Origin of the sequence: Halonotius pteroides (assembly GCF_003605635.1) — an archaeon.
GTDB classification, from domain to species: Archaea; Halobacteriota; Halobacteria; order Halobacteriales; family Haloferacaceae; genus Halonotius; species Halonotius pteroides.
In genome coordinates this window covers 96,866-123,605 of record NZ_QMDW01000006.1, presented here as the reverse complement: position 1 = coordinate 123,605, position 26,740 = coordinate 96,866, and the positions used below count along the sequence as shown (strand labels likewise).

The 26,740-nt window shown below is 63.3% G+C and carries 31 protein-coding genes and 1 other RNA gene; 23 read left to right on the top strand and 9 right to left on the bottom strand.

The genetic code is table 11. The features are described 5' to 3' along the window. Positions 1-2: 2 nt before the first annotated feature. The 10 genes from DP106_RS05920 (at position 3) to pdxS (ending at position 6,794) form a co-directional block, all read left to right on the top strand. A complete protein-coding gene (locus DP106_RS05920) occupies positions 3-395 on the top strand; it encodes a 30S ribosomal protein S8 (RefSeq protein ID WP_021041401.1) in 393 nt (130 codons plus the stop codon). A 2-nt stretch (positions 396-397) separates the two neighbouring features. Further along, positions 398-937, top strand: coding sequence for a 50S ribosomal protein L6 (locus DP106_RS05915; protein ID WP_120084033.1), 540 nt, complete (start codon positions 398-400; stop codon positions 935-937). Position 938: 1 nt separating this feature from the next. After that, positions 939-1,658 carry a 50S ribosomal protein L32e gene (locus DP106_RS05910; RefSeq protein WP_120084032.1) on the top strand — a complete coding sequence of 240 codons (720 nt, stop codon included), beginning with the start codon at positions 939-941 and terminating at the stop codon, positions 1,656-1,658. Further along, positions 1,651-2,109: a 50S ribosomal protein L19e gene (locus DP106_RS05905; RefSeq protein WP_120084030.1), complete on the top strand. Its 459-nt coding sequence runs from the start codon at positions 1,651-1,653 to the stop codon at positions 2,107-2,109. Before DP106_RS05910 ends, DP106_RS05905 begins: the two co-directional genes overlap by 8 nt. Next, entirely contained in the window at positions 2,109-2,663 is a 555-nt protein-coding gene (locus DP106_RS05900) for a 50S ribosomal protein L18 (protein ID WP_120084029.1), read from the top strand. Before DP106_RS05905 ends, DP106_RS05900 begins: the two co-directional genes overlap by 1 nt. Further along, a complete protein-coding gene (locus DP106_RS05895; protein ID WP_120084028.1) occupies positions 2,660-3,307 on the top strand; it encodes a 30S ribosomal protein S5 in 648 nt (215 codons plus the stop codon). The genes DP106_RS05900 and DP106_RS05895 overlap by 4 nt, the downstream gene beginning before the upstream one ends. Then, positions 3,307-3,771 (top strand): 50S ribosomal protein L30, encoded by a 465-nt coding sequence (gene rpmD, locus DP106_RS05890; protein WP_120084026.1) that lies wholly within the window; start codon positions 3,307-3,309, stop codon positions 3,769-3,771. The genes DP106_RS05895 and rpmD overlap by 1 nt, the downstream gene beginning before the upstream one ends. Further along, positions 3,771-4,253: an uL15m family ribosomal protein gene (locus DP106_RS05885; protein ID WP_120084025.1), complete on the top strand. Its 483-nt coding sequence runs from the start codon at positions 3,771-3,773 to the stop codon at positions 4,251-4,253. The genes rpmD and DP106_RS05885 overlap by 1 nt, the downstream gene beginning before the upstream one ends. 3 nt (positions 4,254-4,256) lie before the next feature. After that, entirely contained in the window at positions 4,257-5,735 is a 1,479-nt protein-coding gene (gene secY, locus DP106_RS05880; RefSeq protein WP_120084024.1) for a preprotein translocase subunit SecY, read from the top strand. A gap of 150 nt (positions 5,736-5,885) precedes the next feature. Further along, entirely contained in the window at positions 5,886-6,794 is a 909-nt protein-coding gene (pdxS, locus tag DP106_RS05875; protein WP_120084022.1) for a pyridoxal 5'-phosphate synthase lyase subunit PdxS, read from the top strand. A 102-nt stretch (positions 6,795-6,896) separates the two neighbouring features. Here the strand turns inward: pdxS and DP106_RS05870 are convergent, their stop codons facing one another. The 5 genes from DP106_RS05870 to carA all read right to left on the bottom strand — a co-directional run bounded on the left by DP106_RS05870 (position 6,897) and on the right by carA (position 10,058). Beyond that, positions 6,897-7,772 (bottom strand): homoserine kinase, encoded by an 876-nt coding sequence (locus DP106_RS05870; RefSeq protein WP_120084021.1) that lies wholly within the window; start codon positions 7,770-7,772, stop codon positions 6,897-6,899. A 90-nt stretch (positions 7,773-7,862) separates the two neighbouring features. Then, positions 7,863-8,111: a hypothetical protein gene (locus DP106_RS05865; RefSeq protein WP_120084019.1), complete on the bottom strand. Its 249-nt coding sequence runs from the start codon at positions 8,109-8,111 to the stop codon at positions 7,863-7,865. A gap of 97 nt (positions 8,112-8,208) precedes the next feature. Then, positions 8,209-8,430 carry a hypothetical protein gene (locus tag DP106_RS05860; RefSeq protein WP_120084018.1) on the bottom strand — a complete coding sequence of 74 codons (222 nt, stop codon included), beginning with the start codon at positions 8,428-8,430 and terminating at the stop codon, positions 8,209-8,211. A gap of 70 nt (positions 8,431-8,500) precedes the next feature. Then, complete coding sequence (locus DP106_RS05855; protein WP_120084017.1) at positions 8,501-8,893, bottom strand: DUF5778 family protein; 393 nt, start codon at positions 8,891-8,893, stop codon at positions 8,501-8,503. A 103-nt stretch (positions 8,894-8,996) separates the two neighbouring features. Then, positions 8,997-10,058 carry a glutamine-hydrolyzing carbamoyl-phosphate synthase small subunit gene (gene carA / locus DP106_RS05850; RefSeq protein ID WP_120084015.1) on the bottom strand — a complete coding sequence of 354 codons (1,062 nt, stop codon included), beginning with the start codon at positions 10,056-10,058 and terminating at the stop codon, positions 8,997-8,999. A gap of 96 nt (positions 10,059-10,154) precedes the next feature. Between carA and DP106_RS05845 the strand changes: the two genes are divergently transcribed. From DP106_RS05845 to DP106_RS05830, 4 genes are all read left to right on the top strand, one after another. Next, on the top strand, positions 10,155-10,568 hold the full coding sequence (locus DP106_RS05845) for an Lrp/AsnC family transcriptional regulator (protein ID WP_120084014.1): 414 nt from the start codon (positions 10,155-10,157) through the stop codon (positions 10,566-10,568). Positions 10,569-10,761: 193 nt separating this feature from the next. Continuing rightward, entirely contained in the window at positions 10,762-11,331 is a 570-nt protein-coding gene (locus tag DP106_RS05840) for an NUDIX hydrolase (protein WP_120084013.1), read from the top strand. A gap of 31 nt (positions 11,332-11,362) precedes the next feature. Then, positions 11,363-12,910 (top strand): Hvo_1808 family surface protein, encoded by a 1,548-nt coding sequence (locus tag DP106_RS05835; RefSeq protein ID WP_120084012.1) that lies wholly within the window; start codon positions 11,363-11,365, stop codon positions 12,908-12,910. A gap of 54 nt (positions 12,911-12,964) precedes the next feature. Further along, positions 12,965-14,137 (top strand): nicotinate phosphoribosyltransferase, encoded by a 1,173-nt coding sequence (locus tag DP106_RS05830; RefSeq protein ID WP_120084010.1) that lies wholly within the window; start codon positions 12,965-12,967, stop codon positions 14,135-14,137. Between the two features lie 17 nt (positions 14,138-14,154). On the opposite strand, the gene DP106_RS05825 is transcribed toward DP106_RS05830, so the two are convergent. Next, a complete protein-coding gene (locus DP106_RS05825) occupies positions 14,155-14,757 on the bottom strand; it encodes a TIGR00296 family protein (RefSeq protein ID WP_120084009.1) in 603 nt (200 codons plus the stop codon). Between the two features lie 117 nt (positions 14,758-14,874). Between DP106_RS05825 and rnpB the strand changes: the two genes are divergently transcribed. The 6 genes from rnpB (at position 14,875) to DP106_RS05795 (ending at position 20,448) form a co-directional block, all read left to right on the top strand. After that, positions 14,875-15,325, top strand: an RNA gene (gene rnpB / locus DP106_RS05820) — RNase P RNA component. 59 nt (positions 15,326-15,384) lie between these two features. Continuing rightward, the gene (gene truA / locus DP106_RS05815; protein WP_120084008.1) at positions 15,385-16,242 is read left to right on the top strand and encodes a tRNA pseudouridine(38-40) synthase TruA; all 858 of its coding nucleotides are present in this window, start codon (positions 15,385-15,387) and stop codon (positions 16,240-16,242) included. A gap of 24 nt (positions 16,243-16,266) precedes the next feature. Next, complete coding sequence (gene pepF, locus DP106_RS05810) at positions 16,267-18,081, top strand: oligoendopeptidase F (protein ID WP_120084007.1); 1,815 nt, start codon at positions 16,267-16,269, stop codon at positions 18,079-18,081. Positions 18,082-18,183: 102 nt separating this feature from the next. Next, a complete protein-coding gene (gene pan2, locus DP106_RS05805) occupies positions 18,184-19,407 on the top strand; it encodes a proteasome-activating nucleotidase Pan2 (RefSeq protein WP_120084006.1) in 1,224 nt (407 codons plus the stop codon). A gap of 110 nt (positions 19,408-19,517) precedes the next feature. Beyond that, positions 19,518-19,997 (top strand): pyruvoyl-dependent arginine decarboxylase, encoded by a 480-nt coding sequence (locus DP106_RS05800; protein WP_120084005.1) that lies wholly within the window; start codon positions 19,518-19,520, stop codon positions 19,995-19,997. A 76-nt stretch (positions 19,998-20,073) separates the two neighbouring features. Next, on the top strand, positions 20,074-20,448 hold the full coding sequence (locus DP106_RS05795) for a DUF5811 family protein (RefSeq protein WP_120084003.1): 375 nt from the start codon (positions 20,074-20,076) through the stop codon (positions 20,446-20,448). A gap of 77 nt (positions 20,449-20,525) precedes the next feature. On the opposite strand, the gene DP106_RS05790 is transcribed toward DP106_RS05795, so the two are convergent. Next, complete coding sequence (locus tag DP106_RS05790; RefSeq protein ID WP_120084002.1) at positions 20,526-21,233, bottom strand: helix-turn-helix domain-containing protein; 708 nt, start codon at positions 21,231-21,233, stop codon at positions 20,526-20,528. Positions 21,234-21,362: 129 nt separating this feature from the next. Then, positions 21,363-21,800, bottom strand: coding sequence for a pyridoxamine 5'-phosphate oxidase family protein (locus DP106_RS05785; RefSeq protein ID WP_120084090.1), 438 nt, complete (start codon positions 21,798-21,800; stop codon positions 21,363-21,365). 112 nt (positions 21,801-21,912) lie between these two features. Between DP106_RS05785 and DP106_RS05780 the strand changes: the two genes are divergently transcribed. Further along, positions 21,913-23,409, top strand: a complete 1,497-nt coding sequence (locus tag DP106_RS05780; protein WP_120084001.1) for a replication factor C large subunit — start codon at positions 21,913-21,915, stop codon at positions 23,407-23,409. 39 nt (positions 23,410-23,448) lie between these two features. Here DP106_RS05780 and DP106_RS05775 read toward each other — a convergent pair whose 3' ends face one another. Then, complete coding sequence (locus DP106_RS05775) at positions 23,449-24,261, bottom strand: COX15/CtaA family protein (RefSeq protein WP_120084089.1); 813 nt, start codon at positions 24,259-24,261, stop codon at positions 23,449-23,451. A gap of 162 nt (positions 24,262-24,423) precedes the next feature. Here DP106_RS05775 and DP106_RS05770 point away from each other — a divergent pair, with 162 nt between their 5' ends. Both DP106_RS05770 and DP106_RS05765 read left to right on the top strand, forming a co-directional pair. Next, on the top strand, positions 24,424-25,545 hold the full coding sequence (locus tag DP106_RS05770; protein WP_120083999.1) for a M24 family metallopeptidase: 1,122 nt from the start codon (positions 24,424-24,426) through the stop codon (positions 25,543-25,545). Positions 25,546-25,597: 52 nt separating this feature from the next. Beyond that, entirely contained in the window at positions 25,598-26,728 is a 1,131-nt protein-coding gene (locus DP106_RS05765; protein ID WP_120083998.1) for a DUF7544 domain-containing protein, read from the top strand. Positions 26,729-26,740: the final 12 nt, after the last annotated feature.

Genomic DNA, 26,740 nt, shown 5'->3' with positions numbered 1-26,740 from the left:
CTATGGCAGGCAACGATCCACTGGCCAGCGCGCTGTCCGGCATCGATAACGCCGAAAGCGTCGGCCATCTTGGTATCACCGTACAGCCCGCCTCGAACACCATCGGCTCCATTCTTGAGGTCTTCTACGACCGAGGATACATCGACGGCTTCGAGTTCGTCGACAACGGCAAAGCCGGCGAGTTCGAGGTCGAACTGAAAGGCGCGATCAACGAGTGTGGCATCGTCAAACCCCGCTACTCCGTGGGTGCTGACGGCTACGAGAAATGGGAGAAGCGGTTCCTCCCGGCCCGCGATTACGGCTCTCTCATCGTCACAACGAGCCACGGCGTTATGAGCCACTACGAGGCCCGCCAGCAGGGCATCGGTGGCCAAGTGATCGCATACGTCTACTAACAATGACCAGTACAACAATCGAACTTCCGGACGATGTCTCCGCGACGGTCGATCATCTCGACCTCACCGTTGAGGGGCCGGACGGCAGCGTCTCACGCCGCCTCTGGTACCCCGATATCGACGTCAGTGTCGAGGGCGACGAAGTCGTCATTGCGACCGACGTCGAGGACGCCAAGACCACCGCGACGGTCGGCACCTTCGAGAGCCACGTTCGCAACATGGTTCACGGCGTTACCGACGGCTGGGAGTACAAGATGGAAGTCCACTACGCGCACTTCCCGATGCAGGTCGACGTCGAGGACAGCGAGGTTGTCATCGAAAACTTCCTCGGGGAGAAGGCGGCACGACGGACGCCGATCCGCGGCGACACCGAGGTACAGATCGACGGCGAAGAGATCACCCTGACGGGCTCCGATAAGGAGGCTGTCGGGCAGACTGCCGCCGATATCGAACAGCTGACGAAGGTCACCGACAAGGACAACCGTGTCTTCCAGGACGGGGTCTACATCGTCGAGAAGCCGGCAACGGCTGGAGGTGCCTGAGATGGCTGACGACGCCCCCGAATCCCTTGAAGATATCAGCGGTGTCGGCCCCTCGAAGGCTGACGCGCTGCGGGCGGCCGGCTACGAGTCCGTTGAGGACATCCAAGCCGCCAGCCAGGGCGAACTGGGTGAGGTCGACGGCGTTGGCAACGCGCTTGCCGCGCGAATCAAAGCCGGCGTCGGCGATCTTGAGGTCAGCGAGGAAACCGAGGCCGAGGTCGAAGACGACACCGAGGAAGCGGCCGCCGAGGCCGACTCCGACGAGGATGTCGAAACCGAGCTTCGGGCTCGCGGTCACGCTGACAAGACGCCCGATCTTGATGAGGAGACCGAATCGGCACTCCAACAGAAGCGACGTGAGGGCAAACCCGCCTTCAAGCGAGACGACTACCACATGAAAAAGCGCACGCCGGAATCCTGGCGCGCGCCGCGTGGCACCCTCTCGAAACAGCGACGCGGCATGAAGAGCCGCGGCCCGAAGGTCGCCCCCGGCTTCCGATCGCCGAAAGCCGCCCGCGGGCTCCACCCCAGCGGCTTCGAGGAGGTTCGTGTCCACAACACCGACGACCTCGACGATGTTGATGGCGACACCCAAGCGGTGCGGATCGCCAGCAAGGTCGGCGAGCGGAAGCGCGAACGGATCGAGGAGATCTGTGAAGACGAAGAGATCCGCGTGCTGAACCCAACCTACATCGAAGTGGAGGTCGAATCCGATGACTGATCTTGGTTCCCAGAAGCGGCTGGCCGCTGACATCCTCGATGTCGGCGAAAACCGCGTCTGGCTCGATCCCGGCGAACAAGAAGCAATCGCCGAAGCGATCACCCGCGACGACATCCGCGAACTTGTCGACGAGGGGATCATTCGCGCGAAGGATGCGAAGACGAACTCCCGTGGCCGCGCGCGAGAACGCGCCGAAAAGCGTGCTTACGGCCACCAGACCGGTGCCGGCTCCCGCAAAGGGAAATCCGGGGCCCGTGAGGCACGGAAGGACGACTGGGTCGCCCGCATTCGCGCCCAGCGCGCCCGCCTCAAGGAGCTTCGCGAGGAGGGAACGATCGACCGAACACAGTACCGCGAGCTGTACAACAAAGCCAGCGGTGGCGAGTTTGACAGTGTTGACCGGCTGGAAGCGTACGTGCGAACGAACTACGGCATTGAGGTGAACGCATAATGGCAACTGGACCACGATACAGCGTGCCGATGCGCCGCCGCCGTGAGGGTCGCACTGATTACCACCAGCGGTTGCGCCTGTTGAAATCCGGTGATCCCCGTCTGGTCGCTCGGACGAGCAACAGCCATGTCAGGGCGCAGCTGATCACCACCGGCCCTAACGGCGATATCACCCACGTTGCCGCCACAAGCGAGGAGCTCGACGACTACGGCTGGGAGGCCCCAACGGGCAACGTTCCCAGCGCGTATCTGACCGGCTACCTCTTGGGCAGCCGCGCGGTCGAAGCCGGCCACAGCGAGGCCGTCCTCGACATCGGGCTGCATACGGCAACGCCGGGTAACAAGGTGTTTTCGGTACAGGAAGGAGCGATCGACGCGGGCCTCGAAATCCCCCACAGCGACGACGTCTTGGCCGACTGGTCGCGTAATCGCGGCGAGCATATCGCCGACTACGCCGAGCAGTTGGACGAGCCGCTCTACAGCGGGGCATTCGACGCCACGGAACTACCTGAGCACTTCGACGATGTGCTCGAGACACTGCAGGAGGACGCATGAGCCAAAGTAACAACAACGGCTGGGAGCCGCGCACGCGGCTCGGCCGCAAGGTACAGGATGGCGATATCACGACGATGGATCAGGCCATGGAGTCCGGCCTCCCGCTGAAGGAGCCGGAACTCGTCGACCAACTCTTGCCGGGACTGGAAGATGAGGTGCTTGACATCAACATGGTGCAGCGGATGACCGACTCGGGTCGCCGGGTCAAATTCCGCTGTGTCTGTGTCATCGGCAACCGTGACGGCTATCTCGGCTACGCCCAGGCCCGCGACGAGCAGGTCGGCGGTGCCATCGAGAAAGCCATCGATGTCGCTAAGATGAACATTATCAAGGTTGACCGTGGCTCGGGTTCTTGGGAGGATTCCGCCGGTGGCGTCAACTCCCTGACCCGGAAAGCTGCGGGGAAAGCCGGCTCGGTGACCGTGCAGGTCAAGCCCGCCCCACAGGGGCTCGGGCTGGCCGCGGCCGAAACCGTCCGGTACATCCTTGAGTTGGCTGGTGTTCAGGACGCCTGGACACAGTCGCACGGCAACACCCGGACGACGCTCAATCTCGCCAAGGCAACCTACAACGCCTTGGAGAACGCCGGCGAGGCGCGGACACCACAGCGCGCACAAGCCGTCCAACAGGAGGCCAACCAATAATGCAAGCGATCGTCCAACTCCGCGGTGAGGTCAACATGTCACAGGACGTGCGTGACACCCTGGAAATGTTGAATCTCCACAGCAGCAACCACGTCACGTTTGTGCCTGAGACCGACCCCTACCGCGGCATGATCACGAAGGTCAACGACTACGTTGCCTTCGGCGAACCGAGCGTTGCGACGGTGGCCACGCTTATTCGTCGCCGTGGCGAGCCCGAGACAGGTAACGGCGACATCGACGACGCGTGGGTCGCCGACAACACCGAGTACGCCGATGTCGACGCGCTTGCGACAGCGCTCGTCGACGAGGAGACGACGCTTCGAGACGAAGGTCTCGCCCCGGTCGTCCGACTGCACCCGCCACGTGGCGGTCACGACGGCATCAAACACCCGGTCATTGAGGGCGGCCAGCTGGGCCGTCATGAGACCGAGGCTATCGACGCGCTGCTGGAGGCGATGCGATAATGGGATCGAAAAAACGCAGACAACGCGGCTCCCGTACCCACAGCGGCGGCTCCCACAAGAACGGCCGCGGTGCCGGCCACCGTGGCGGCCGCGGCCGCGCGGGTCGTGACAAACACGAGTTCCACAACTACAAGCCGATCGGCAAACACGGTTTCACCCGACCGGACTCGCTGCAGGATTCGGTTGCGGAGATCAGCGTCCAGAAGCTCGATGAGGACGCGGCACTGCTGGCAGCCGACGGCGTTGCGGAAACCGACGATGACGCCTACGTCATCGACGCCCGCGACGTTGCCGACGCCGGCCACGATGTCGACGTGGTGAAGGTACTCGGCGACGGCCAGGTTCGCAACGAGCTGGTCGTCACCGCCGACGCCTTCAGTGCTGATGCTGTCGCGCTGCTCGAAGACGCCGGCGGCGCGGCGGAACTCACCGAGGCAGGCCAGAAAGCGGAAGATGTAAACGACGACTCTGACGAGGACTAATACATGGGTTGGAAGGAGGCCGCCGAACCGGTTCTCACCCGCATGCCGACAGTGGCACGGCCGGAGGGCCACGTCCCGTTCAAACGGAAGCTCCTGTGGACCGCGAGTGTCCTCATGGTGTATTTCTTCCTGACGAACATCCAGCTGTTCGGCTTGGGTGGCCAAGGCAGCGACATCTTCGGACAGTTCCGCTCGATTATCGCTGGCGGGCAGGGCTCGATCCTGCAGGTCGGGATCGGCCCGATCGTCACCGCCTCGATCGTCCTGCAGCTGCTCGGTGGTGCGAACCTCCTTGGTCTTGATACGGACAATGATCCACGCGATCAGATCCTCTATCAGGGGCTCCAGAAGTTCCTCGTCGTCGTCATGACGGCACTGACCGCCGCGCCGATGGTGTTCAGCGGCGGCTTCCTCCCGGCGAATCAAGCCCTTGGCCAATCGCTTGGGGTTGGCACCTTTGGGGTGCAGCTGATCATCTTCGCGCAGGTGTTCGTTGGCGGTATTCTGATCCTGTTTTTGGATGAGATCGTCAGCAAATGGGGGGTCGGCTCCGGTGTCGGTCTCTTCATTATCGCCGGCGTGAGCCAACAGCTCATCGGTGGGATCCTCAGCTGGCAGGGTCTCGGCACGACAACCGGGATCCTTGCGAGCTGGTATGGGATTCTCTTTGGTGACCTCTCGCTTGGCCCGACGTTTACCGGCCAGTGGTTCCAGAGCATCCTGTTTGATCCGGGCAGCATTCTGGCGCTGTTCACGACGCTGTTGATCTTCGTGATCGTCGTGTATGCCGAATCCGTCCGGGTCGAGATCCCGCTGAGCCACACCCGTGTCCGCGGCGCTCGTGGCCGGTTTCCGGTGAAGCTGATCTACGCGAGTGTTCTGCCGATGATCCTCGTGCGGGCGCTGCAGGCAAATATCCAGTTCGTCGGCCAGATCCTCTACAGCCAGCTTGGCAGTGGGCTGCCGGCGATCCTCGGCCAGTACAGCGACGGCCAGCCGATCGGCGGGCTGTTTTACTACCTCGCGCCGATCCAGTCGCGGCAGGATTGGATGTGGTTCCTCGGGCTGACGCCCGGCGGGATCGACCCCTGGCAGATCGGTCTTCGGGTCGGGATCGACCTGATCTTCATGATCGTCGGCGGGGCGATCTTTGCGATCTTCTGGGTCGAAACCACCGGGATGGGCCCGGAGGCGACCGCCGAGCAGATCCAAGACTCGGGGATGCAGATCCCCGGCTTCCGCCGGAACCCGCAGGTCGTCGAGAAGGTCATGGAACGGTACATCCCACAGGTGACCGTTATCGGCGGCGCGCTGGTCGGCCTGCTTGCGGTGATGGCGAACATGCTCGGCACGATCGGGAACGTCTCCGGAACCGGGCTGCTGCTAACGGTCTCCATTACGTACAAGCTATACGAGGAGATCGCCGAGGAGCAGCTGATGGAGATGCATCCGATGATGCGCCAGATGTTCGGCAACGAGTAGCCGCAACGCCGATTTGTCGTCTCATTTTTTGCTGCTACCTCGGAGACGCCCTGATCTGAGCGATTGCGCTACTCAGTGTCACCTAGCCGTCTCTCCCGTCATAATCCCGAGAAAAGCACCCGTTAAGTGTGTTCGTCCCCTACTGTATGTATGTCGGAGGCAACCGATTTAGAAACGCTGCGGCGTGGTACCTCGTTGGTCAAACGCGGCTTTGCACAGATGCAGAAAGGCGGTGTTATCATGGATGTCGTCAACCGTGAACAGGCCCGGATCGCCGAGGATGCCGGCGCGGTCGCGGTGATGCATCTCGAATCCGTCCCGGCGGATATCCGTAAACGCGGTGGTGTTGCCCGTATGGCCGACCCCGGCGCGCTGGAGGCGGTCGCCGAGGAGGTCTCGATCCCGGTGATGGGGAAATCCCGGATCGGCCATACCGCCGAGGCGCAGATTCTTGAAGCCACGGGCGCGGACATGATCGACGAAAGCGAGGTGCTCACGCAGGCCGACGACCGGTATCATATCAACAAAACTGAGTTCACCGCGCCGTTCGTCTGTGGCGCCCGAAACCTCCCAGAGGCCCTTCGCCGGATCAACGAGGGCGCGGCGATGATCCGCACCAAGGGTGAGGCCGGCACCGGCGACGTGAACCAAGCAGTCACCCACCAGCGAAATATCCAGCGAGCGATCGGGAAGCTCGCCGAGATGGCCTACGAGGAACGCGACGAGTGGGCTCGTGAACACGGCGCGCCGCGAGAGCTCGTCCACGAGACCGCGGAGATGGGCCGGCTGCCGGTCGTCAACTTTGCTGCCGGCGGGATCGCCACACCCGCTGACGCCGCGTTGATGATGCAACTCGGCTGTGACGGCATCTTCGTCGGCTCAGGTATCTTCGGCGCGGAGAACCCAGAAGCGATGGGCACCTCGGTTGTCGCTGCGGTCAACAACTACGACGATCCCGAGGCCCTGAAAGAGATCGCCAAGGATCCCGGCAAGGGCATGCGCGGGCAGGCAAACGTTGATCTTGACGAGGACGAAAAGCTGCAGGGCCGCGGTGTCTAACTCGGTACAACAGCAACACTGTTGACGCGCTGTTTCTGGCTGTGCTGTTCGCACTGTTTTTCGCTTCTGTCACGTATGTTTCAGTAACAACGAGCCCGCGCGTTACAGAATCGTCGCGCCGTCGCTGACCTGCGTCTGATAGACGCGGGCGTCGACCTCGTGGTTATCGAAGGTCGTCAACATTGCGTTCCCAACCGCTCGCTGATCGCGTGCACGACAGACCGCCAGCACCGACGGGCCGGCCCCGCTGACAGTGACACCGGTCGCGCCGGCGTTGATTGCGGCCTCCCGCACCGCGCCGTAGCCGGTGATCAACTCCGCACGGGCGGGCGTCACCAGCGGGTCATCCATCCCACGGCCGACGAGACCCGGGTCGCCGCGGCACATCCCAACGGCCAGCGTCGCCGCGTTGCCGACGGTCTCGACGACCGCCGCCATCTGTGCGGTTTCGGGGACGACCCGGCGGGCATCCCGTGTCGAGACGGCGATCTCCGGCAGACAGGCGACAAGCGAGATATCGGTGCTGACGGATTCAACACCGCTGGCGGTGGCGATCGTGAAGCCGCCGAGGATCGAGGGGGCGACGTTGTCGGCGTGGGCCGTCCCGGAGACGACCGCCTCGCCCTCGGCAGCGATTGGGACAAGCTCCGATCGGCTGAGCCCGCGATCGTAGAGTTCGTTGAGCGCGACGGCCGCGCCGGCTGCTGAGGCCGCTGAGGAGCCGAGCCCCGAAGCTGGCCGGACGCCTTTGTCGATCTCGATGTGCGCTGGCGCGTCTAAGGCCTCAACGACCGCACCGACGGTGTTGGCATCGGGATCAGTTGGGATATACTGGCTGCCGACCCCGGTGATGTCGATGGTCGTCTGCTCGGCGCGTTCGACGCGGATGATGTCGGCCGGCCGGTCGAAGGCGACGCCGAAGACATCGAAGCCGCTGCCGAGGTTCGCGCTCGTCGCCGGGGCCCGAACCGTAATCATGCGTTGGGGTTATCGCAGTCGCCCAAAAAAGGTAGCGAAGCCGGCCGCCGCCGGCCGGTGGCTGCCGTCGTGTGTATCGGCCTACGACCGTCATCCACGGGCGGTGACGTAGACCATCGGCCCGATGACCAGCAGCGTCAATCCTAAAAAGAGGTAGACGTTCGGCAGCAGCGACGCCGGCGTCAACACGAAGATCACGCCGAACAGCATCGTGTTGATGCCGATCACCTGTTGTGATTTCAGTGGGAGTGCACCGAGGGTCGTGAGGACAAACCCGAGCAGCAGGAACTGCCCGATGTTGTAGTCGACCAGGATCGCGTCGATGAATAACGGCAGCATGCCTAGTAGGAGGTGTCGTTGAAACGCGCATTAAAGTTCCGTTCTCTGTCGCCGTCACCGCCGGTGTGTCGGCTTCTCACCTGCGATGTGAGTACCGTCACTCCGGCCCGGTGATATCAAGCGGCCGAATCCAGCCATACCAGACGACGACAACCATCCCACCGTAACCGGCGATGTAGACCAGTTCACCCAGTGTCGTGAATCCGAGTTGGCCGAGGCTCCACCGAGCGACCCCGGAGCCGGCGACGCCGACGAGCAAGACCGCCGCCAACAGCAGGGCATCCGTGCTGAGAAACTCTCGCAACGTCGTCTCTGCCATACCGGCAGTTGGATCGCCAGCCTACTCAACCTCTCGGTTATCGTCGCCACTGCCTGCTGTCAGCGGTCGACTACGGCACCGGCGTCACCGACAGGTCACGATCCTCGATCGCCTCGATGATCGCCGCGTGGTCGGCGGTCGCCTCGTAATAAAAGACAAGATGAAACCGGCCGTCTCGCAGCAGCTGTTGACACTCCCAGACGAATTCGTCGTCCTCTAGGGTGCGCCCATGAAACTGGTTGGAGGCGAACTCGGGGTCGTCGTTGCCGGCGTAGATGTAGCTTTCTCCCTTGTCTGTGTAGGTGGCGATCACGTCGTTGAGGTCGACGGTGAGCTCCTGCATTTCGAGGTCTTCCTCGCCCGAGAGGTCAGTGTGGACGATTACACCAACCAGCTCGATGTCGCCGGGTTCCAGTAGTGCCTTGGTTCGCTCATAGAGATCCTGATCGAGCACGTCAGCCATGATACTAACAACTCGGTGAGCAAGGAGTAAACGACCACCGATTTCCGGCCCGTGGTGGACGGTTCGAACCGATCGCCTTCTGTGGTCGCCTCGATGTCGTATCTCAGTCGGCGGTGACAGCCGACTGCGTGTCAACCATCGCCAACACGTCGTCGAAGAAGCCAAGCGAGTCATGCGGGCCAGGGTTGGCCTCGGGGTGGTACTGGCGGGTAATGATCCCACGATCGTCGTCGGCCAGCCCCTCGGCGGTGTCGTCGTTGACGTTGCGCTGGGTGACCGCAAGGTCGCCCGGATCAGAAACGGTGTAGCCGTGATTTTGGGTCGTCATCACGACCTGGTCGGTCTCAAGATCGCGGACGGGTTGGTTGACGCCGCGGTGGCCGAAGGCCATCTTCTCGGTGTCGCCGCCAAAGGCGCGGGCGACGATCTGCTGGCCGAGACAGATGCCGGCGATCGGGATCTCGCCGGCGAACTCCTCAACCAACGACTGGGTGTGTTGGAAGTTTGCGGGATCGCCTGGCCCGTTTGAGATGAACAGCACATCGGGATCGAGTTCGCGGATCTCCTCGGCGGTGACCTGACACGACAACACGTGGACGTCCGCGCCGCGCTCGGTAAGGGAATCGGTTATCGAGCCTTTCGCACCACAGTCGATGAGTGCCACGTCGGCTTCGCCGCCGCCGCGGTGGACGGTCGGATCGGGTGTCGTCACCTGCTGGCCGATCTCGGTGTGGTCGCTCATCTCCTTGCACTGTTCGAGCTCGGCTTTGGCGTCTTCCGGGGTGACATCCTCGCCGGCGACGATCCCGCATTTCATCGCGCCATCCTCACGGATGGAGGTCACGAGATCACGTGTCTCGATGTGGTCGATCGCGGGAACCCCCTCAGATTCGAACCAGGTCGCCATCTCGTCCGTGAACTCACGAGCGACGGCGGCACGCGGGTGGATGCGGCTGGACTCAAAGCGGTCGGCTCGCACCCCATAGTTACCGATCAGCGGATACGAGAAGGTGAGCACCTGTTCCTCGTAGGAGGGATCGGTGAGGCTTTCTTCATACCCGGTGTAGGCGGTTGTGAACACGAGTTCGCCGCGAGTGCGCCCCGGCGCGCGGCAGCGCGCTTCCAGTACGCGACCGTCGGCCAAGGCGATGTAGGCATCTGACATTACGAGATACGTATCGGTGATCGCTAATAAGTGCGTCGTTCGAAGGTTAGTTACGAAATTCGTAATCGGTAAGGGCCTGCTCGCCTATCATTTTGCATGGACGATCTCGACCGACAGATCCTTTCGATCCTGCGGCGGGACGCCCGGACGCCCTACACCGAGATCGCCGACGAGATCGGCACCTCGGAGGGTACCGTGCGCAACCGCGTCGATCGCCTTACGAGCGAGGGGATCATCGAGCGGTTCACCGTTACCACGCGCACCGGGAACGTGAAGGCGATGATCGAAGTCTCGGTCGATATGAACGTCACCACCAGCGCGGTCTCCGGGCGGATGGCCGACTGGGAGGAAGTCGACTTCGTTTGGCAGGTCTCCGGCGAGGATGATATCGTTCTCGTTGTCGACTGCGTCGACACGCAGGCGGTCAACGACCTCATCACTCAAGCCCGCGAACTGGATGAGGTCAAGGGGACGACAACGCGGCTGATTCTGGACGAACGGCTCGGGTAACGACAGGAAAATTTGTCAGACTCCGAACTCGTTGTGGTATGGACGACGACGAGAGCAGCAAGCGCGACTCGCGGTCGTGGTACGAACGACTGTCGATGGGGTCGTTGAGATGCTAAGTCTGTTTTGAGCCGGCAGCGATGGGTTCCGACGCGGTATCGAACCCTTATTGACCCCGCTGTGTGCATACCAACCTATGAGTGCTGACGACGCCGGCGACGACCGCCACGCAAACGCCGGTCAGGACGTGATCGCCGTCGACGCCGACGACACCGAACAGGAGCTTGTCAACCGTCTCGACGCCCATACCGGCGACGGCATCCGCCATCGGGCGTTTACCTGTCTCGTTTTCGACGGCGAGGGGCGACTCCTGCTTGCCCAGCGCAGCCCCGACAAACGCCTCTGGGATACTCACTGGGACGGCACCGTCGCCTCACACCCCGTCGAGGGTCAAAGCCAGGTCGACGCCACGATCCAGCGACTTAAAGAGGAGCTTGGCGTCACCCCAGACCAGTACGACGAGGTCGAACTCACCGACCGGTTTGAGTACAAACGCTACTACGAGAACGCCGGCGTCGAGTGGGAGGTCTGTGCTGTCCTGCAGGTCACCCTTGACGACACGACGCTTGATCCCGACGAAGCTGAGATCGGCGGCCTGCTGTGGGTCGACTACGATCATCTTCACGACCACCCAGAATGGTATCGCCAACTGCGGCTCTGTCCGTGGTTCAAGATCGCCATGCGCCGGGATTTTGACGCCGAGTAACGTTCTTCCGACCCATCCACGTGTGATCAGTATGGATCGCCGCGGTCGATCGCTGCTTGTCGTCGCCACCCTTGTTCTTGCCGTCAGCACTGTGGTTCCGGCAGCGGCAGCAACGACAACGACACCTGCGACGCAGACGGCAACGACGGCAGCAGGGGCGACACCGTCGCCTCCGATATCTCCGACCAGCCACCCCGCAAACACGAGCCTTGGCTGTGTCGATGGGATCTGCCATGACGATCCGATCAACGTCACGCAGGTCGACGGGCTGGACGCTGCCGAACGCGACCGACTGCTGGCCCGCTCGATGGCCCGCGTCGAGTACCTCCGCGGCGAACCGTTCACCGAGTCGGTGCCGATCCGTGTTGTCGACAGCGAGACCTTCAGCCGCGAGGAGTTGGCGGCCAACGGCTCCGATCGGCGATTTACGCGCTGGAACGATCAGGTCTGGAAGGCGCTGTTCATCGTCGGCGACAACACCAGCACGCGAACGGCGATCACCGAAACGCTGACCGGCTCGGTCAACGGGCTCTACAGCCCGACACGCGACGAGATCGTCATCGTCGCCGACGATCCTGCGTCCCCACGGATCAGCGAGGCGACACTGATCCACGAGCTAACTCACGCGCTGCAGGATCAACGCCACAATCTCACCAGCCCGCGGTTCAGCGGCGAGACACAGGATGCCGATCTGGCGGTAACCGGCCTCTATGAGGGTGAGGCTGGCTACATCGAGGCCCGCTACAGACAGCGGTGTGGCGACGACCGTTGGCGATGTCAGCGAGCCTCTCCAACCAGCGGCGATAGCGGGGCGATCAACCGCGGGGTTCTCACCGTTGTCCTCCAGCCGTACGCCGACGGCCCGGGCTACGTCCACGAGATCGTCACCACAGAGGGGTGGGCGGGTGTTGACGAGCGAATGGCCGATCCCCCGACGACGACCAGCGAGATCATCCACCGCGAACCGATCGATCCCCACCCGGTCGACCCGCCGTCGACGGCGACCGCCGGCTGGCAGCGATACACCGAGCCGGGCCGCAACGGAACGGAGGTCGCCGGCGAGGCATCGACCTTTGTCATGTTTTGGTATCAGGCGACGACCGCCGGGGGCGACACGGTCGATCCGGGCACGCTGTATGAGTCAGAGGGCGACTACGACAGCCGAACCTACAGCGCCCGACCCGCTGCGGGCTGGGCTGGCGACGCGCTCGTCCCCTACCGCCGCGGCAACGACGATGGCTACGTCTGGACGACCGAGTGGCAGACAACCGATGACGCCGCCGAGTTCCACCGTGCGTATACGGCGATTCTCACGGCACGCAACGCTACCGAAACCGACCCTGGGGTCTACGAGCTCGACAACGACGCCTTCGGCGGGGCATACGGGATCGAACGCGACGACACCCGGGTACGGATCGTCCACGCGCTGACGACCGATGGGCTCCGAGAACTCACACCCGGGCTCACACCGTCGGCGACGACCGATCAGAGCCCCGGCTTTGGTGTCGCTGGCGCGCTTCTCGCGTTGCTTGCTGCCGGATGGGCTCTCGTGTGGTCGACCACAACGCTGCGAGACTGACCACAGCGACCCGTGGGCCACCGGGCTTTTTATGGCCGCCACCGAAGCCGGGCTATGCGCGACCTCGAGCTCGACATTATCTCGCCTGAAACCATCCATAGCGGCCGGGCGACCGACGCCTATTTCGAGCGCACCGACGCCACGCTTGCCCACGCCGATCGCACCCCTCAGGTCGTTGCTGAGGTGACCGCCGACCAGTTCCCGACCGGTGAGTTCGAACTGCTTGCGGGTGTGAAAGACGCCGCCGCACTGCTGGCCGATCACGCGGTCGATGTCGACGCGATCCCCCCCGGCCGTTGTTTCGATGGTGGGCCTGTCATGCGGATTTCGGGGCCGTATCGTGACTTTGCCCGGCTGGAGACCGCGCTGCTCGGCCTTCTGTCGCATGCCTCGGGGATCGCAACCGCTGCCCGGCGCGTCCGGGAGGCCGCTCCCGACTCGCCGGTGTTGTCGTTCGGCGCGCGACACGTCCACCCCTCGATCGCGGCGGTCGTCGAGCGATCCGCGCTGGTGGCCGGGCTTGATGGGTTCTCCCACGTCGCCGCCGGCGACCAGATCGACCGCGCGGCCAGCGGGACGATGCCACACGCCCTCCTGCTGTGTTTCGGTCGCGGCGAGCAGGAGGCCGCGTGGCAGGCCTTCGATGCGGCCGTTGGCGATGACACCCAACGGATCGCCCTCTGTGATACATTCAGCGACGAGGTTGACGAATCGCTCCGGGCGGCTGACGCCCTCGGCGACGCGCTCGATGGGGTACGGCTTGATACGACCGGCTCACGGCGCGGCGACTTCCGGCACATCATCCGCGAGGTACGGTGGGAGCTCGACGCCGCCGGCCACGAGGACGTGGATGTCTTCGTCAGCGGCGGCCTCGGCGTTCACGACCTACGGGAGCTACGCGACGTTGCCGACGGGTTTGGGGTTGGGAGTGCGATATCGAACGCCAACCCGGTGGATTTCGCGCTTGATATCGTCGCTATCGACGGTGAGGCGGTTTCCAAACGTGGGAAACTCTCCGGTGTGAAATCGGTCTATCGAACGGCTGCTGGCGGCCACCACGTTGGCCACCGTGACAGCGAGCCACCGGCCGACGGCGAGCCGCTGTTAGAGCCGCTTATCCGCGATGGCGACGTTGTCGACGAGTTCGATCTGTCGTTGTCAGGGGCTACCAAGCGGGCGGCGCGCGACGCGTCGCTGGTCGGATTCGGTGGGACAGACCGGGTGTAACACGCTTGATCGGTCAGTCAGAGCGATTCGACACTACCGCCATCCGGGCGCTCGCGGAAGACTTGACCTTCGAAAAGGGTGAGCATCGTATCATCATCCTGCCAGGCAACCGGGGAGACATTCGCCTTTTTACACACCAAGGAGAGATACTTTTCCTTACTCCAGTTTTGCTCGATGGGGAGTGTCGGATACAGCCACGCGTGGTCGTTGCCGGTGTCGAGGGCAACGCCGTGGGTGCCAAGTTCGATATCCTCGGTCGGATCGTTTGTCAGCAGCGTGTTGCTGACGACACAGACCGAAATCGAGAGATCGGAGAGCTCTTTTCCGCCGATCTCCGAGCCCGCCGAATCGCCAGAGGCGGCTTGAATCGCGGCGTCGACGATGGCGTGGCCGAGCTGGTCGTCGGTGCGATACGCGCCAGCACAGCCGCGGAGTTGTCCCCGTCCGCGTGTTGATCGGATACGGACGAACGCACCCGTTCGGGCATAGAAGGCATCTCGCATGCTTCCCGGGTGTTCACGTTGACCGTGGCGGACGTACGATTCGACTGCTTCCCGCGCAAGCTCGACCGCTCGTGCACCGTCATCATAGCTCAGCTGAACGGTCTGTGCCTCGGACATAGAGGTATGCATGAGGGCTGCCGACTTCAATTCTTCCCATTCGTTGTGCAGGAACCGGGATCGCCGACCATCCGCATCACCGAACCGTTTATGCGACGGCTGCGCCCATATCAGCTGGGTAGAGAGAGCCCGACCCCCGTGGCTGTCACTCGGTGACGGCTATGAGGAAAGTCCCCCCACCGTTCGGACAGGTGACCGGGCGCAAGTCCGGAGTCGGAGACGGCTGGCGCTGAAACAGCAACGAGACCCCCTGCCCTGACCGATGAGACGTGTGAACTGACCCGTAAGGGAATGGAGCTAACCCGTCGAGGGCGTGGTGCCACGCGCCACGTTACCCCGAGCGGTGAAGCCGCGAGGGCTACGATGGCATCGCCATCGAACCGTCGTAGGCATTGCCTACCAGACGGGCAGGAACGGATGGAACGGTGAATCCTCACCGGTGCAAGGTCGCGTCAGGCGGTCGATCGGCCATGCGGAGTGGTCGACGGTCGCCGAGGTAGTCCGAACACGACGCGACTGCTCAGCCGAATGTCGGGTCAAAACAGAAGGGGGCTTACTCCTCTCAACCCGGTTCGTCGCTGAGCGACAGGTGAACCCTTTTCGCCGCCGCGGTGGAACGAACAGCCGATGCGAGCGTTCCGTCTTGCCTACGATGGCCGCCCGTTCTACGGCTTTCAGCGACAGCCGTCGGTGCCGACCGTTGAGGGCGCGCTATTCGACGCCCTCCGGGAGCTGTCGATCCTCTCACCCGAAGCCGACAAGCCGACCGGCTACGCCGCCGCCGGTCGCACCGACGCTGGCGTGTCGGCGGTCGCCCAGACAGTTGCGTTTGAGTGTCCCGACTGGCTGTCGCCGCGCGCGCTCAACAGCGAGTTGCCGGCGACGATTCGGGCGTGGGCGAGTGCCGACGTTGCCGACGACTTTCATGCGACTCACGACCCGACCCGACGCGAATACGTCTATCAGCTCTACGCGCCCCAAGAAGTCGGCGACGACGGCCGAACGCTCGACGGCCGACCTACCATCGACGACGACCGCGTGGCCGACGCGGTTGACGCGCTCACCGGCTTCCACGATTTTCACAACTTGACGCCCGACGATACCGGTACCGAGCGCGACCTTACCGCCACCCTTGACCGTGACGGCGATATGTTGGTATTCACGATCGCTGCCGGCGGATTCCCGCGCCATTTCGTCCGTCGGTTCATCGCGGTCGTGCAGGCCGTCGGCAGCGGCAACAAACCCGTCTCGTGGATTGATTCGCTACTCGGCGAGACGCCGGTCGACCCGCGGCCACAGACGGCGTCGCCCGAACCGCTGGTGTTGTCGGCCGTCGAGTATCCCGGAATCGACTTCGAGCGCGACCCCCACGCCACGGCCAGTGGGGCTGCGGCCTTCGGTGAGCGCGCAGTCGATGCGTTCGTTGGCCATCGCGTTACCACGAGGTTGGCTGCTCACCTCGACGGTGCGGAGGACAACCTTTAGGCGCGCTGTCGGCCATCTTTCTGTATGAGCACGGTACCCGAGCGATCCGAGATCGCCGAGGAACACAAGTGGGCACTCGGATCGATATTCGAGTCTGATGACGCATGGGCCGAGCAGTTTGAGCATCTCTCCGGGCGAATCGAGGCGTTCGACGCCTACGAGGGACGGGTCACCGAGAGCCCTGAAACCCTGTTGGAACTGCTGGAGCTCCGTGAGGAGCTCATGCGCGAGGTCGCCCAACTGTCGGTTTATGCGAACCTTCGCTCCAGTGAGGATACGCGAAATCAGGAGTATCAGGCGCTTTCGGGAAAGGCTGAAGCGCTCTCCTCGGAGGCCTCTAGTGCGACCTCCTACATCGAACCCGAGCTTCAGGCGCTGACAGACGACGACATCGAGGCATTCATCGACGAAGAGCCGGCCCTCGCCGCCTACGAGCACTTCTTTGATGACGTGCTTCGGGGCAAGCCCCACACCCGATCGAAGGAAGTCGAGGAGCTGCTGGCTGAGCTGGGCGAGGTCACCTCATCGCCGAGTGAGATCTACTCAATGCTGTCGAATGCGGATATGGAGTTCCCGACCGTCGAAGCCCCCGACGGCGAAGAGATCGAGATCAGCCAGGCCAACTTCACGACGCTCCAGAAACACAAAACCCGTGCCTTCCGCCAACGAGTGTATGAGGCCTACTACGACGAATGGGAGACGGTTCGCAACACCGTCGGCACATCGCTGAAAAAACAGGTGCGGAAGGATGTGAAAGTCGCTCGCGCCCGAAACTACGAGACAGCCCGCCAAGCCGCTCTCGACGGCCCAAACGTCCCCGTCGAGGTCTACGACACACTTGTTGAGACGGTTCACGACAACCTCGATTCCCTCCACCGGCATGCCGAGCTCAAACGCGATGCTCTCGGTGTCGACGATCTTCGGATGTGGGATCTTTACACCTCAATCACCGGTGAGGAGGGGCCGGATGTCGAATACACACAAGCGAAGGAGTGGATCATCGAGGCGGTCGCACCGCTTGGTGAGGCCTACCGTGATCGACTCGCCGAGGGGCTGGACAGCCGCTGGGTCGACGTGTATGAGAATCGCGGCAAGCGTTCCGGCGCGTTCTCATCGGGCACCTACGACACCCAGCCGTTCATCCTACTGAACTACCAGGACGATATCTCCTCGATGTTTACGCTGGCCCACGAGTTGGGCCACTCGATGCACTCGGAGCTGGCACAAGCGGCCCAGCCGTGGCACGACGCAAGCTATGAGATCTTTGTCGCCGAGGTCGCCTCGACGGTCAACGAGACCCTGCTCACACAGCACCTGCTTGAGACCGTCGACGACGACGAACTCCGGCTGTACGTTCTCGACGAGTATCTCGAACGGTTCCGGTCGACGCTCTACCGCCAGACGATGTTTGCGGAGTTCGAACACCAGATCCACGAACGCGCCGAGAATGATGCGCCGCTGACGCCGGATGTCTTCGACGAACTCTACGGTGGCCTCAAAACAGACTACTACGAGCCAGCCGTCATCGACGACCGGATTCACCGCGAGTGGCAGCGGATTCCACACTTCTACTACAACTTTTATGTCTATCAGTATGCGACCGGCATCTCCGCCGCCGTTGCCATCGTCGATCGGATTCTCGGCGACGGCGACAGCAGTGACAACGCGGTCAACGACGCCGCAGCCGCTGACTACCGCGAGATGCTGGCCGCCGGCGGCAGCGTCTACCCGATCGAGGCCCTCGAACTCGCCGGTATCGACATGACCAGTGCTGACCCCATCGAGTCCGCTCTCGGCGTCTACGACACCTATCTCGACCGGATCGACGAGCTGCGCTGAACGAGCCTCCGGCGGTGTTCAGCACGCATATCAACCGTGGTATCACGGCACATTCCCCGCGACCCAAAGGCACATTTACCGCCAGACCGAACCACATAACGAATGTCACGTAGCCCGTCGATTCCCGATCGGCCGCGGCTGGATCTGGATCCTGAGATGTCACCAGCCGAGCGGCTGTCAGCACTCAAGAAACACTTTAAGCGGCTTATGGCTGTCAACGAGGAGCTCGAAACACGGCTCTCGGAAGCCACCGAACAGCGCACCGACCTCCATGATGAGGTCAGCCGCCTCAAAGATCGCAACGAGGCGTTGAAGACGGCCGCCCTTTATATTGCCAGCGTCGAGGAGTTGACCGACGACGGCAATGTCGTCATCAAACAGCACGGCAACAATCAAGAGGTGCTTACCGAGGTAACGCCGGAGTTGGAGGACAAACTCGAATCCGGCGACCGTGTTGCGATCAACGAATCGTTCGGCATCCAGCAGCTGCTTGATGACGAAACCGATGCCCGAGCGCAGGCGATGGAGGTCACCGCATCCCCCAACGTCACCTACGACGACATCGGCGGAATCGACGACCAGGTGACGGAGGTGCGAGAAGCCGTCGAGGACGCCATCGAAAACCCCGAGCAGTTCGACGCTGTCGGCATCGACCCACCGTCGGGTGTGCTGATGCATGGGCCACCCGGAACCGGAAAGACGATGCTTGCGAAGGCTGTCGCCAACGAGAGCGACGCCACGTTCATCAAGATGACGGGCTCCGAGCTCGTCCAGAAGTTTATCGGCGAGGGCGCGCGGCTCGTCCGCGATCTGTTCTCGTTGGCGGCCGAGCGCGAACCAGCCGTCGTCTTCATCGACGAGATCGACGCTGTCGCCTCCCGCCGAACCGACTCGAAAACCTCCGGCGACGCCGAGGTGCAGCGAACGATGATGCAACTGCTCTCGGAGATGGATGGGTTCGATGAGCGCGGCGAGATTCAGCTGATGGCCGCCACGAACCGCTTTGATATGCTGGATGAGGCCATCCTGCGCCCGGGCCGCTTCGACCGTCTCATCGAGGTGCCGAAACCCAACGCCGAGGGTCGCGAGCGTATCCTTGAGATCCACAGCCAGCAGATCAGCGTTGACACCGACGTCGACTTTGCGGATCTCGCAGCCGAGCTTGACGACTACAGCGGCGCGGACATCGAGAGCCTCATCACCGAGGCCGGGATGTTTGCCATCCGTGACGACCGGACGACGGTCTCCCGAGCGGATATCGACGACGCCCGCGAGAAACTCGACGCCAACGAGACAGACGACGGCGTTGTTCGGTACCGCCACTAACGCTGCTGCTGCCAACTGACGGCGGTGGCATCCGCAAGCGGCTGCGTGACCCGTCTCGTTTCTTCTGCTGAGTCGTAACCGATTAGCCGTCAGGCCACCGCGGTATGGTAATGACGACGATCCACGTCGCCGGCGGGATCGGTCGCGCCCCCACAGCGATGGCTGCCTACGACGCCGCCCTCGCCGACGCGAACCTCCACAACTACAATCTTGTGGCCGTCTCCTCGGTGATCCCGGCCGACGCAACGATCGAGGTTGTCGACCGCGCGCCGGATCTCGGGGCGGCCGGCAATCAACTGACTGTCGTTGAGGGGCGGTCTGTCGTCGGCCCCGATGCGGCGGCCGAGACGGCGGCAACCGCCATCGCGTGGGCGACCGGGCCAGGGCCAGGGCTGTTTTATGAGGCCTCCGGCACCGATCCTGACGCCATCGAGGCTGCCGCCGGCCGCGGCCTCGATGCCGGCTGTGAACTCCGCGAGTGGGAGTTCACTGATCGCGACGCGCTTGTCTCCACCGTTGATGCTGACGGTAGTAGCCACACCGCCGCGGTCGTACTCGCAGCCTACGGCGACAGCGAGCCGATCTGTTGACGCCATCGATCCAACGCGCCCCGGCGGATCGCCGACGCCTTTTTATTACGGCCGCACCTATTCCGTTTGACTTTCAATGAACGGAAACTATCCGGGGGCAGGTGCCGGGATGGGCATCGACGACCAGCCGACCGCTGATGTCGAACTCTCCGGCGGCCAGAAGCGCGCGCTTCGACATGCTGTCGCAGCTATCGTTTCTGAGACGGAGTCGTATCTCCCGGATGGCTACCATGTCGGCTCAGAACTCCAAGACGGCGGCCCGACCGCCACCGTTGCGGTCGACCCCCCAGCCGGCCACCCCGTGACCGCGGGCTACACGCCCGACGTTGATGATTTGGAAGCCGGCCTCGACGACGAGACCCAACGCGAGGTTGCCCAAGGGCTGGCTGCCAGTGCCGTCCTCCAAGTGATGGACGCCGTTGGCGACGGCATTACGCCGACAGCCAGATAGCGGTTTTGAGATTCCGATAGTCGCAGTCGTCGGCATCAACAACCAGCGCGACTACCGAGCGGTGTCGATGCCGTCAATCAGGCCAACTCCCGCAGCTCCGCCAGCGCGTCATCAAGATCCCGGGTCGAGGTCGCCAGCGAGAAGCCGTCGATCTCGGCAAGTGCGGGGGCGTGTTCCCAGAGGTCATCGGCCTCGATCCCATGGAGGACGACCGCGTTCGGCGTCGGTGTGACGACGCGCATGGCGACCAGTGGCCCCTCGCCGCGGCTGACGTTCGTAAACACGAGTCCGCGGTCGGTGCTTTGCCCGTACAGTCGATAAAACTCCTCGTTGCTCAGCCGGGTGATCGTTTGAATGCTGTTGATGACGGTGTGACCGTTGACGTAGTCCCATTTGCCCTCGCTGACCTCGGTGGCGTCGAGTGCGTCATAAAAATCATCCAGCGGGAGCGCGGCTGGATACTCTCGTAGGTCGTGGACGATGTCGCTCTCGAAGCCGGCCGACAGCACACGGCCGTACTGTCGGATGTGACTGCCGCCACGGGCCTCATCGACATCGAGCAGGGCGGTGACCAGCCGGTGGACGATGCCGATGCCGGGGCTCTCCCGGCGACCGCTCTCGTAATCCGAGATCACCGACGAGGAGACATCAATCTGGGCGGCCAACTCGGTTTGGGAGATGTTGAAATCGGTGCGCCACTTCTTCAGCGTCGCGCCGGGGTCGTCACTCAGCGTGACCTCGCCGGCGATCCGGTGGGCGAGATCCTCGCGTACGGTCGCTGTCATCGCCGCCCTACCGCCAGTTGTCCCATATCATTGCTACCGACGGTCTGGGAAAAAATCTGTCGAACCATGGGCTAGACAACTGTCGTATATGCTTGATTGGCCGCTGGTGGTGCCATATCGCCCGGCCGGTCAGGGTTGTTCCTTGCGACCGGTCACCGACTCAGGGGTGAGTCGGTAAAGCTCAAACTCCATCGCTGTCGCTGGCGTCTCGTGAATCGTCACGTAGGGGATGTTCATCCGGCGGATGCTTTGGGCGGCCCCGCCCTCGATCGCGGGTTCGGAGATCTCGGTGAGCGACCCACGGGCGATGACGCTCCGCCAGGTGCCGGTGTCATCGGTAATGACCAACGACGCCGTGACGCCGTCGTCGACAAACCGGCGTTTCTCGCTGTCGGGAGCAAACCCACACCGGATATAGAACGCCTCGGTGTCGTCATCGTAGCCGTAGGAGATCGGGATGGCGTATGGCTCGTCCTCGTCGGCGAAGGCGATCACGCCGGTGCCGCCGGAACCGAGCAAGGCACCGATCTCGTTGTCGTCCATCGCGTGTGATTGATGCTCTGTCATACCACACTCTTTCAGGACAGTCTGCATGAATCTACCGGCGGAACGAGTCCGCCCGACTGTCGGGGCACCCGCGGTCGCAACCACTAAGCAAGCGACGAGCCACATCACAATAATGGCTGATTGGACCGAACGCTACCGCCCGACGACCCTCTCGGAGGTTCGCGGCAACGACAAAGCCCGCGATGCGTTCCACGAGTGGGCCACAACGTGGGACGACCACGGGCAGGCGGTGATCCTCTATGGCTCGCCGGGGGTCGGCAAGACCTCCGCGGCCCACGCGCTGGCCGCGGATATGGGCTGGAAGACAGTCGAACTCAACGCCTCCGACCAGCGAACCGCTGACGTGATCGAGCGGTTTGCCGGGCGGGCGGCAAACAACGCCACCTTGGCCGGCAGTGCGGGCGGTGGCGGCGCCCGCGGCGGCGACACCGAGAGCCGCCAACTCGTCATCCTTGATGAGGCCGACAACATCCACGGCACATACGACCGCGGCGGCGCGTCGGCGATCACGAAGCTGGTCAAAGACGCCAGCCAACCGATCGTGCTGATCGCCAACGAGTTCTACGAGATGTCTCGCGGACTGCGCAACGCCTGTGAGGACATCGAGTTTCGCGACGTATCCGCACGCTCGATCGTTCCTGTCCTGCGGGATATCTGTCGCCGGGAGGACATCGAGTACGAACAGGACGCCCTCGACGTGATCGCCGACACCAACGACGGTGACCTCCGTGGGGCGATCAAGGATCTGCAAGCCGCCACAGAGGGCCGCGATGCGATCACCGCCGAGGATGTCGTCACCAGCGGGCGGGATCGGGCGATGGGTCTCTTTCCGTTCCTTGATGTTGTTCTCAAAGAGGAGTCCGCCGAGGAGGCCCTGCAGTCGGCCTACCGCGTCGATGAGACGCCCGATGATCTGACAAAATGGCTCGAAAACAATCTGTTGGCGGTCTATGAGCCAACCGAGGCCGCCCGCGCCTACGATGTCTTAGCCAACGCCGACCGGTGGCTGGGCCGCGTGCGTGCCACCCAAAACTACAGCTACTGGCGGTATGCGACCGACAACGCGGCTGCCGGCGTCGCCGCCGCCCGCGACGGCACCAACGGCGGCTGGACGCGTTACAGCCGCCCGCAGTTTTGGCCCGGATCAGATGAGACCGCAGACGAGGTCTGCCAACGGATCGCCGAGCGGAGCGGCCTCAGCATTGACACCGCCCGCCGTGAGGTGTTGCCGTTCCTGTCGGCGATGACACACCACTGCAAACCAAGGGAATTGACTGTGACGATGACGGCGGCCTACGACCTCGACGAAGCGGCGGTGTCTTTCATTACCGGCAGCGGCGAGTCAACGAACAAGGTTGAGTCGATCGTCGCCGACGCCGAGGAACTACGCGCGGAGGCGATCAAAGCCCACTCCAGCGGCGCGTTTGCCGGGGGCACAGGAGACGGCGACGACAACGCTACAACGGCGGACAGCGATTCTGCTGTCTCCGACCGGGGTGACGACAGCGAGACACGTCGCTCCGATAGCGATGCCGACACTGACGGCGACGATCCAGCCAAGACCGACGACGACGATGAGAATCAGGCCGGGCTCAACGACTTCGTGTAGGTGGCGGGCACACTCGTGAGGATCTGTCGTCGTTGCGTCTTACTCTGAGTGCTCGGTTCCAAACGGCGTTGACGGCGACTGTACCCGCCCAAACAGCCGCCAGAGCCCGCCGGCGACGAGCACCACCGCGGCCACATACAGCCCGAAATTGAGGAGTTGGACGGTCGGTGTGTAAGCGACAAGATCCCGACCGATCAGCATGGTGCCGACAATGATCGCGAGAGCGAGACCGGCCAACTGCCGACCAAGCCGGTCGACGCCGGTCAGCCAGTACACCGTCGCCAACAGCCCGATGACCGCGATCAGCGACACAGCATAATACCACGCCTGTGCGCCCGGCGAATACTGCAACAGCGGGACGCCACGGCTGAACAGGCCACTAACCAGCAGCGCGACGAGGGTGACACCAAGCGCGCGTCGGCCCCGTGCCCGCGGCGGGCGACTGTGGTGCTCGCGGTAGGCGTAGATCGTTGTCAGCGACAACAGCGTGAAAATCGACAGCGCGGCAACGAGGTGTGCCGCATGTGTCGGCACCGCATACCCCCACGGCACGAGCCCGTTGATCGTCACGGTGATCGCGCCGATCGAGATCTGTAGCGGGAGCAGCACAACCGCTCCAACAGCGGTGCGTGTCGTCCGCCGATCACCGCGTCGCCACGCCCAGCCGGCCGTGCCGAGAATGAGAAAGCCGGTGATCATCGCAACGAAACGATGGAACCACTCGATGAAATCCGGGTTGATCGTTAGCGTCGGAATCAACTGGTCGGAACACAGCGGCCACTGGGCCTGACAGGCCAGCCCGGAGCCGGTCGCTGAGGTGTAGACGCCGAGGGTGATCAGCGACACCGTCAGGGCTGTTGTGACCGCCGCAAACCGTCGAAACGTGAACCAGTTTGGGCGTTCAAGCATTGGTCGCAGGTCAGGCCGCCGGCTATTTAGACCTGTTCACACGCGCGCTCGCTGTCATCTGTATGGGTGCTCCGGCTTCAAGTAGCTGCAACCGAAGAGCGTGATATGCCACCCGCAGCACCGCCGGTAGCCGACCGTCAGCCACGAGTTGAACGCTATCTCGATGCGACCGATCTCGCGGCCGTCTGGTTTGCCCGCCCAAACAGCTTCGCGTGGCTGACCGGCGGCAGCAATGTCGTCGACCGTGAGGGGTCGGTCGGCGTCGCCGCCGCCGGCTACGACCGCGAGGCCGGCTTCCGCGTCGTCACCGACACCATCGAAGCCCCGCGACTTCGCGACGAAGAGCTTCCATCCGAGTTCACGGTCGCCGCCGTCGACTGGTATGCCGACTCGCTGGCCGAGGCTGTCGCCGAGCGGTCGCCGACGCCGGCCGCTGCCGACTTCGATGTGCCGGGCTTTGCGACGGTCGACCCAACAACACTCCGGCAACCGCTAGCCGACGCTGATATCGACCGCTATCGGGCTGTCGGCGCGGATGTGGCCGCGGCCATCGAGGCTGCCGGGCGATCGATCGCCCCCACGGATACCGAACGCGAGGTCGCCACCGAGCTCCGGGCGGCACTCGAAGCCCGCGGGCTCGTCGCGCCGGTCGTTCTCGTCGGTGGCGACGAGCGCGCTCAACAGTATCGGCACTACACGCCGACCGAGACGGCAGTTGGCGACTACGCGTTGCTGTCGGTGACCACCCACCGCGGCGGCCTCCATGCGAGTGCGACCCGAACGGTTGCCTTCGACGCGCCGGACTGGCTCGTCGACCGCCACCGCACCGCTGCGGTCGTCGAGACAAGCGCGCTGGCGGCGACCCAGCAGGTTGCAGCCACAGATGGCACCGCCGGCGACGTGTTTGACGCCATCCAGCAGGCCTACGCCGCTGTCGACTGGCCCGACGAGTGGACACACCACCATCAGGGTGGGGCCGCCGGCTTCGCCGGCCGGGAGTGGATCGCCATGCCCGACCACGCGGCCAGCATCTTCACGCCGATGGCTTACGCGTGGAATCCGACCGTGCAGGGCGCGAAAAGCGAGGGCACCGTGGTGGTCACCGACGACGCCATCGAGCCACTAACGCTGTCCGACGCGTGGCCGACGATCGATGTCGACGCCGTTGATGATACCGTCGGCGACGCCACACTCGCTCGGCCGGCGGTGCTACATCGGAATCCTTAGCGGGATTTGAGCCTTCGAAACCCCTTTTAGCTCGTCAAGACTGGTCACGGGTATGTCATGGCACGCGATCGATAGTGTCGACGAAGCGATCGAGGAAACCCGGTCGTTTCTGTCCCCGTTTGCCGTCGGTCGATGGCTGAAACTCGCCCTCATCTCGATCTTTGTTGGGACGGGCGGCTCCGGCCTCAGCCTGCTGAATCTCCCCTCCTCGATTCCTGGCGACGACTCTCCCGGTAACATGAGTGCCGGCAGCGGCAACGTGACAACCGATGGGAACATCACACCCCCATCCGGCGGCGAATTTGCCCCCGGTGGCAACGTAACTGCCGGCGCGCCGCCGACCGGCGAGGTGCCGCCACCGAGTGAACTGCTTGAGATGGCCGGTGCCGAGCTTGGGCTGCTTGTTGCGATCGGGCTCCTGGCATTCGCTATCGTGCTGGTGATCGGCCTCCTCACGGAGACGCTGCGGTTCGTCTTCTACGACGACCTCCAGACCGACACGGTGCGGCTCATTGAGCCGGCCAAACGTCGATTCGGGCAGGCACTCCGGCTGTATGCGTTTAAGCTTGGGCTCGGGCTGCTGACTGTCGGGCCGCTCGCTGGACTTGTGGTGTTTTTCGCTGTTGCCGACATTCCGGTTGGCTTGCTGGTATTTGCGGCAGCCGGCCTCTTTATCATCGGCGTCATGCTCCTCTCGACAATTGTGAGCCGCATTACGGATGAGTTTGTTGTCCCAACGATGGTCGTCACCGACAGCGGCGTTCTCGATGGGTGGCGGCGGTTCTGGCCCGTTTTCCGCGGGCAGCTGTCACAGTTCGGCGTCTACCTCGTTGTCCACCTCCTGCTGTTGTTGGCTGTCGGCATCGCCCGAGCAATCCTTTCGATCATCGTCTACGGGATCGTTCTTACCATCGGCGGCGTGATCGGCCTTGTCATCGTCTTCGGGCTGTTTGGTGGGCTCAGCGCGGCCGCCTCGTCGACAGCCGCCCTCGTGGTGTTGGGGCTGCTCGCTTTGGTGACGCTGTTGATCGGCTGGGTGGTGCTGTTGCCGGTGCAGATCGCGGTGTTGACCTACGTCACAAACTACGAGGTGGCGATGCTGGCAGCCTGCGACGAGGAACTACGGCTGCGACCGGCGACGACGACTAGTGCCGACGATGGCGAATCCCCCGTAATCGACTAACTACAGTTGACT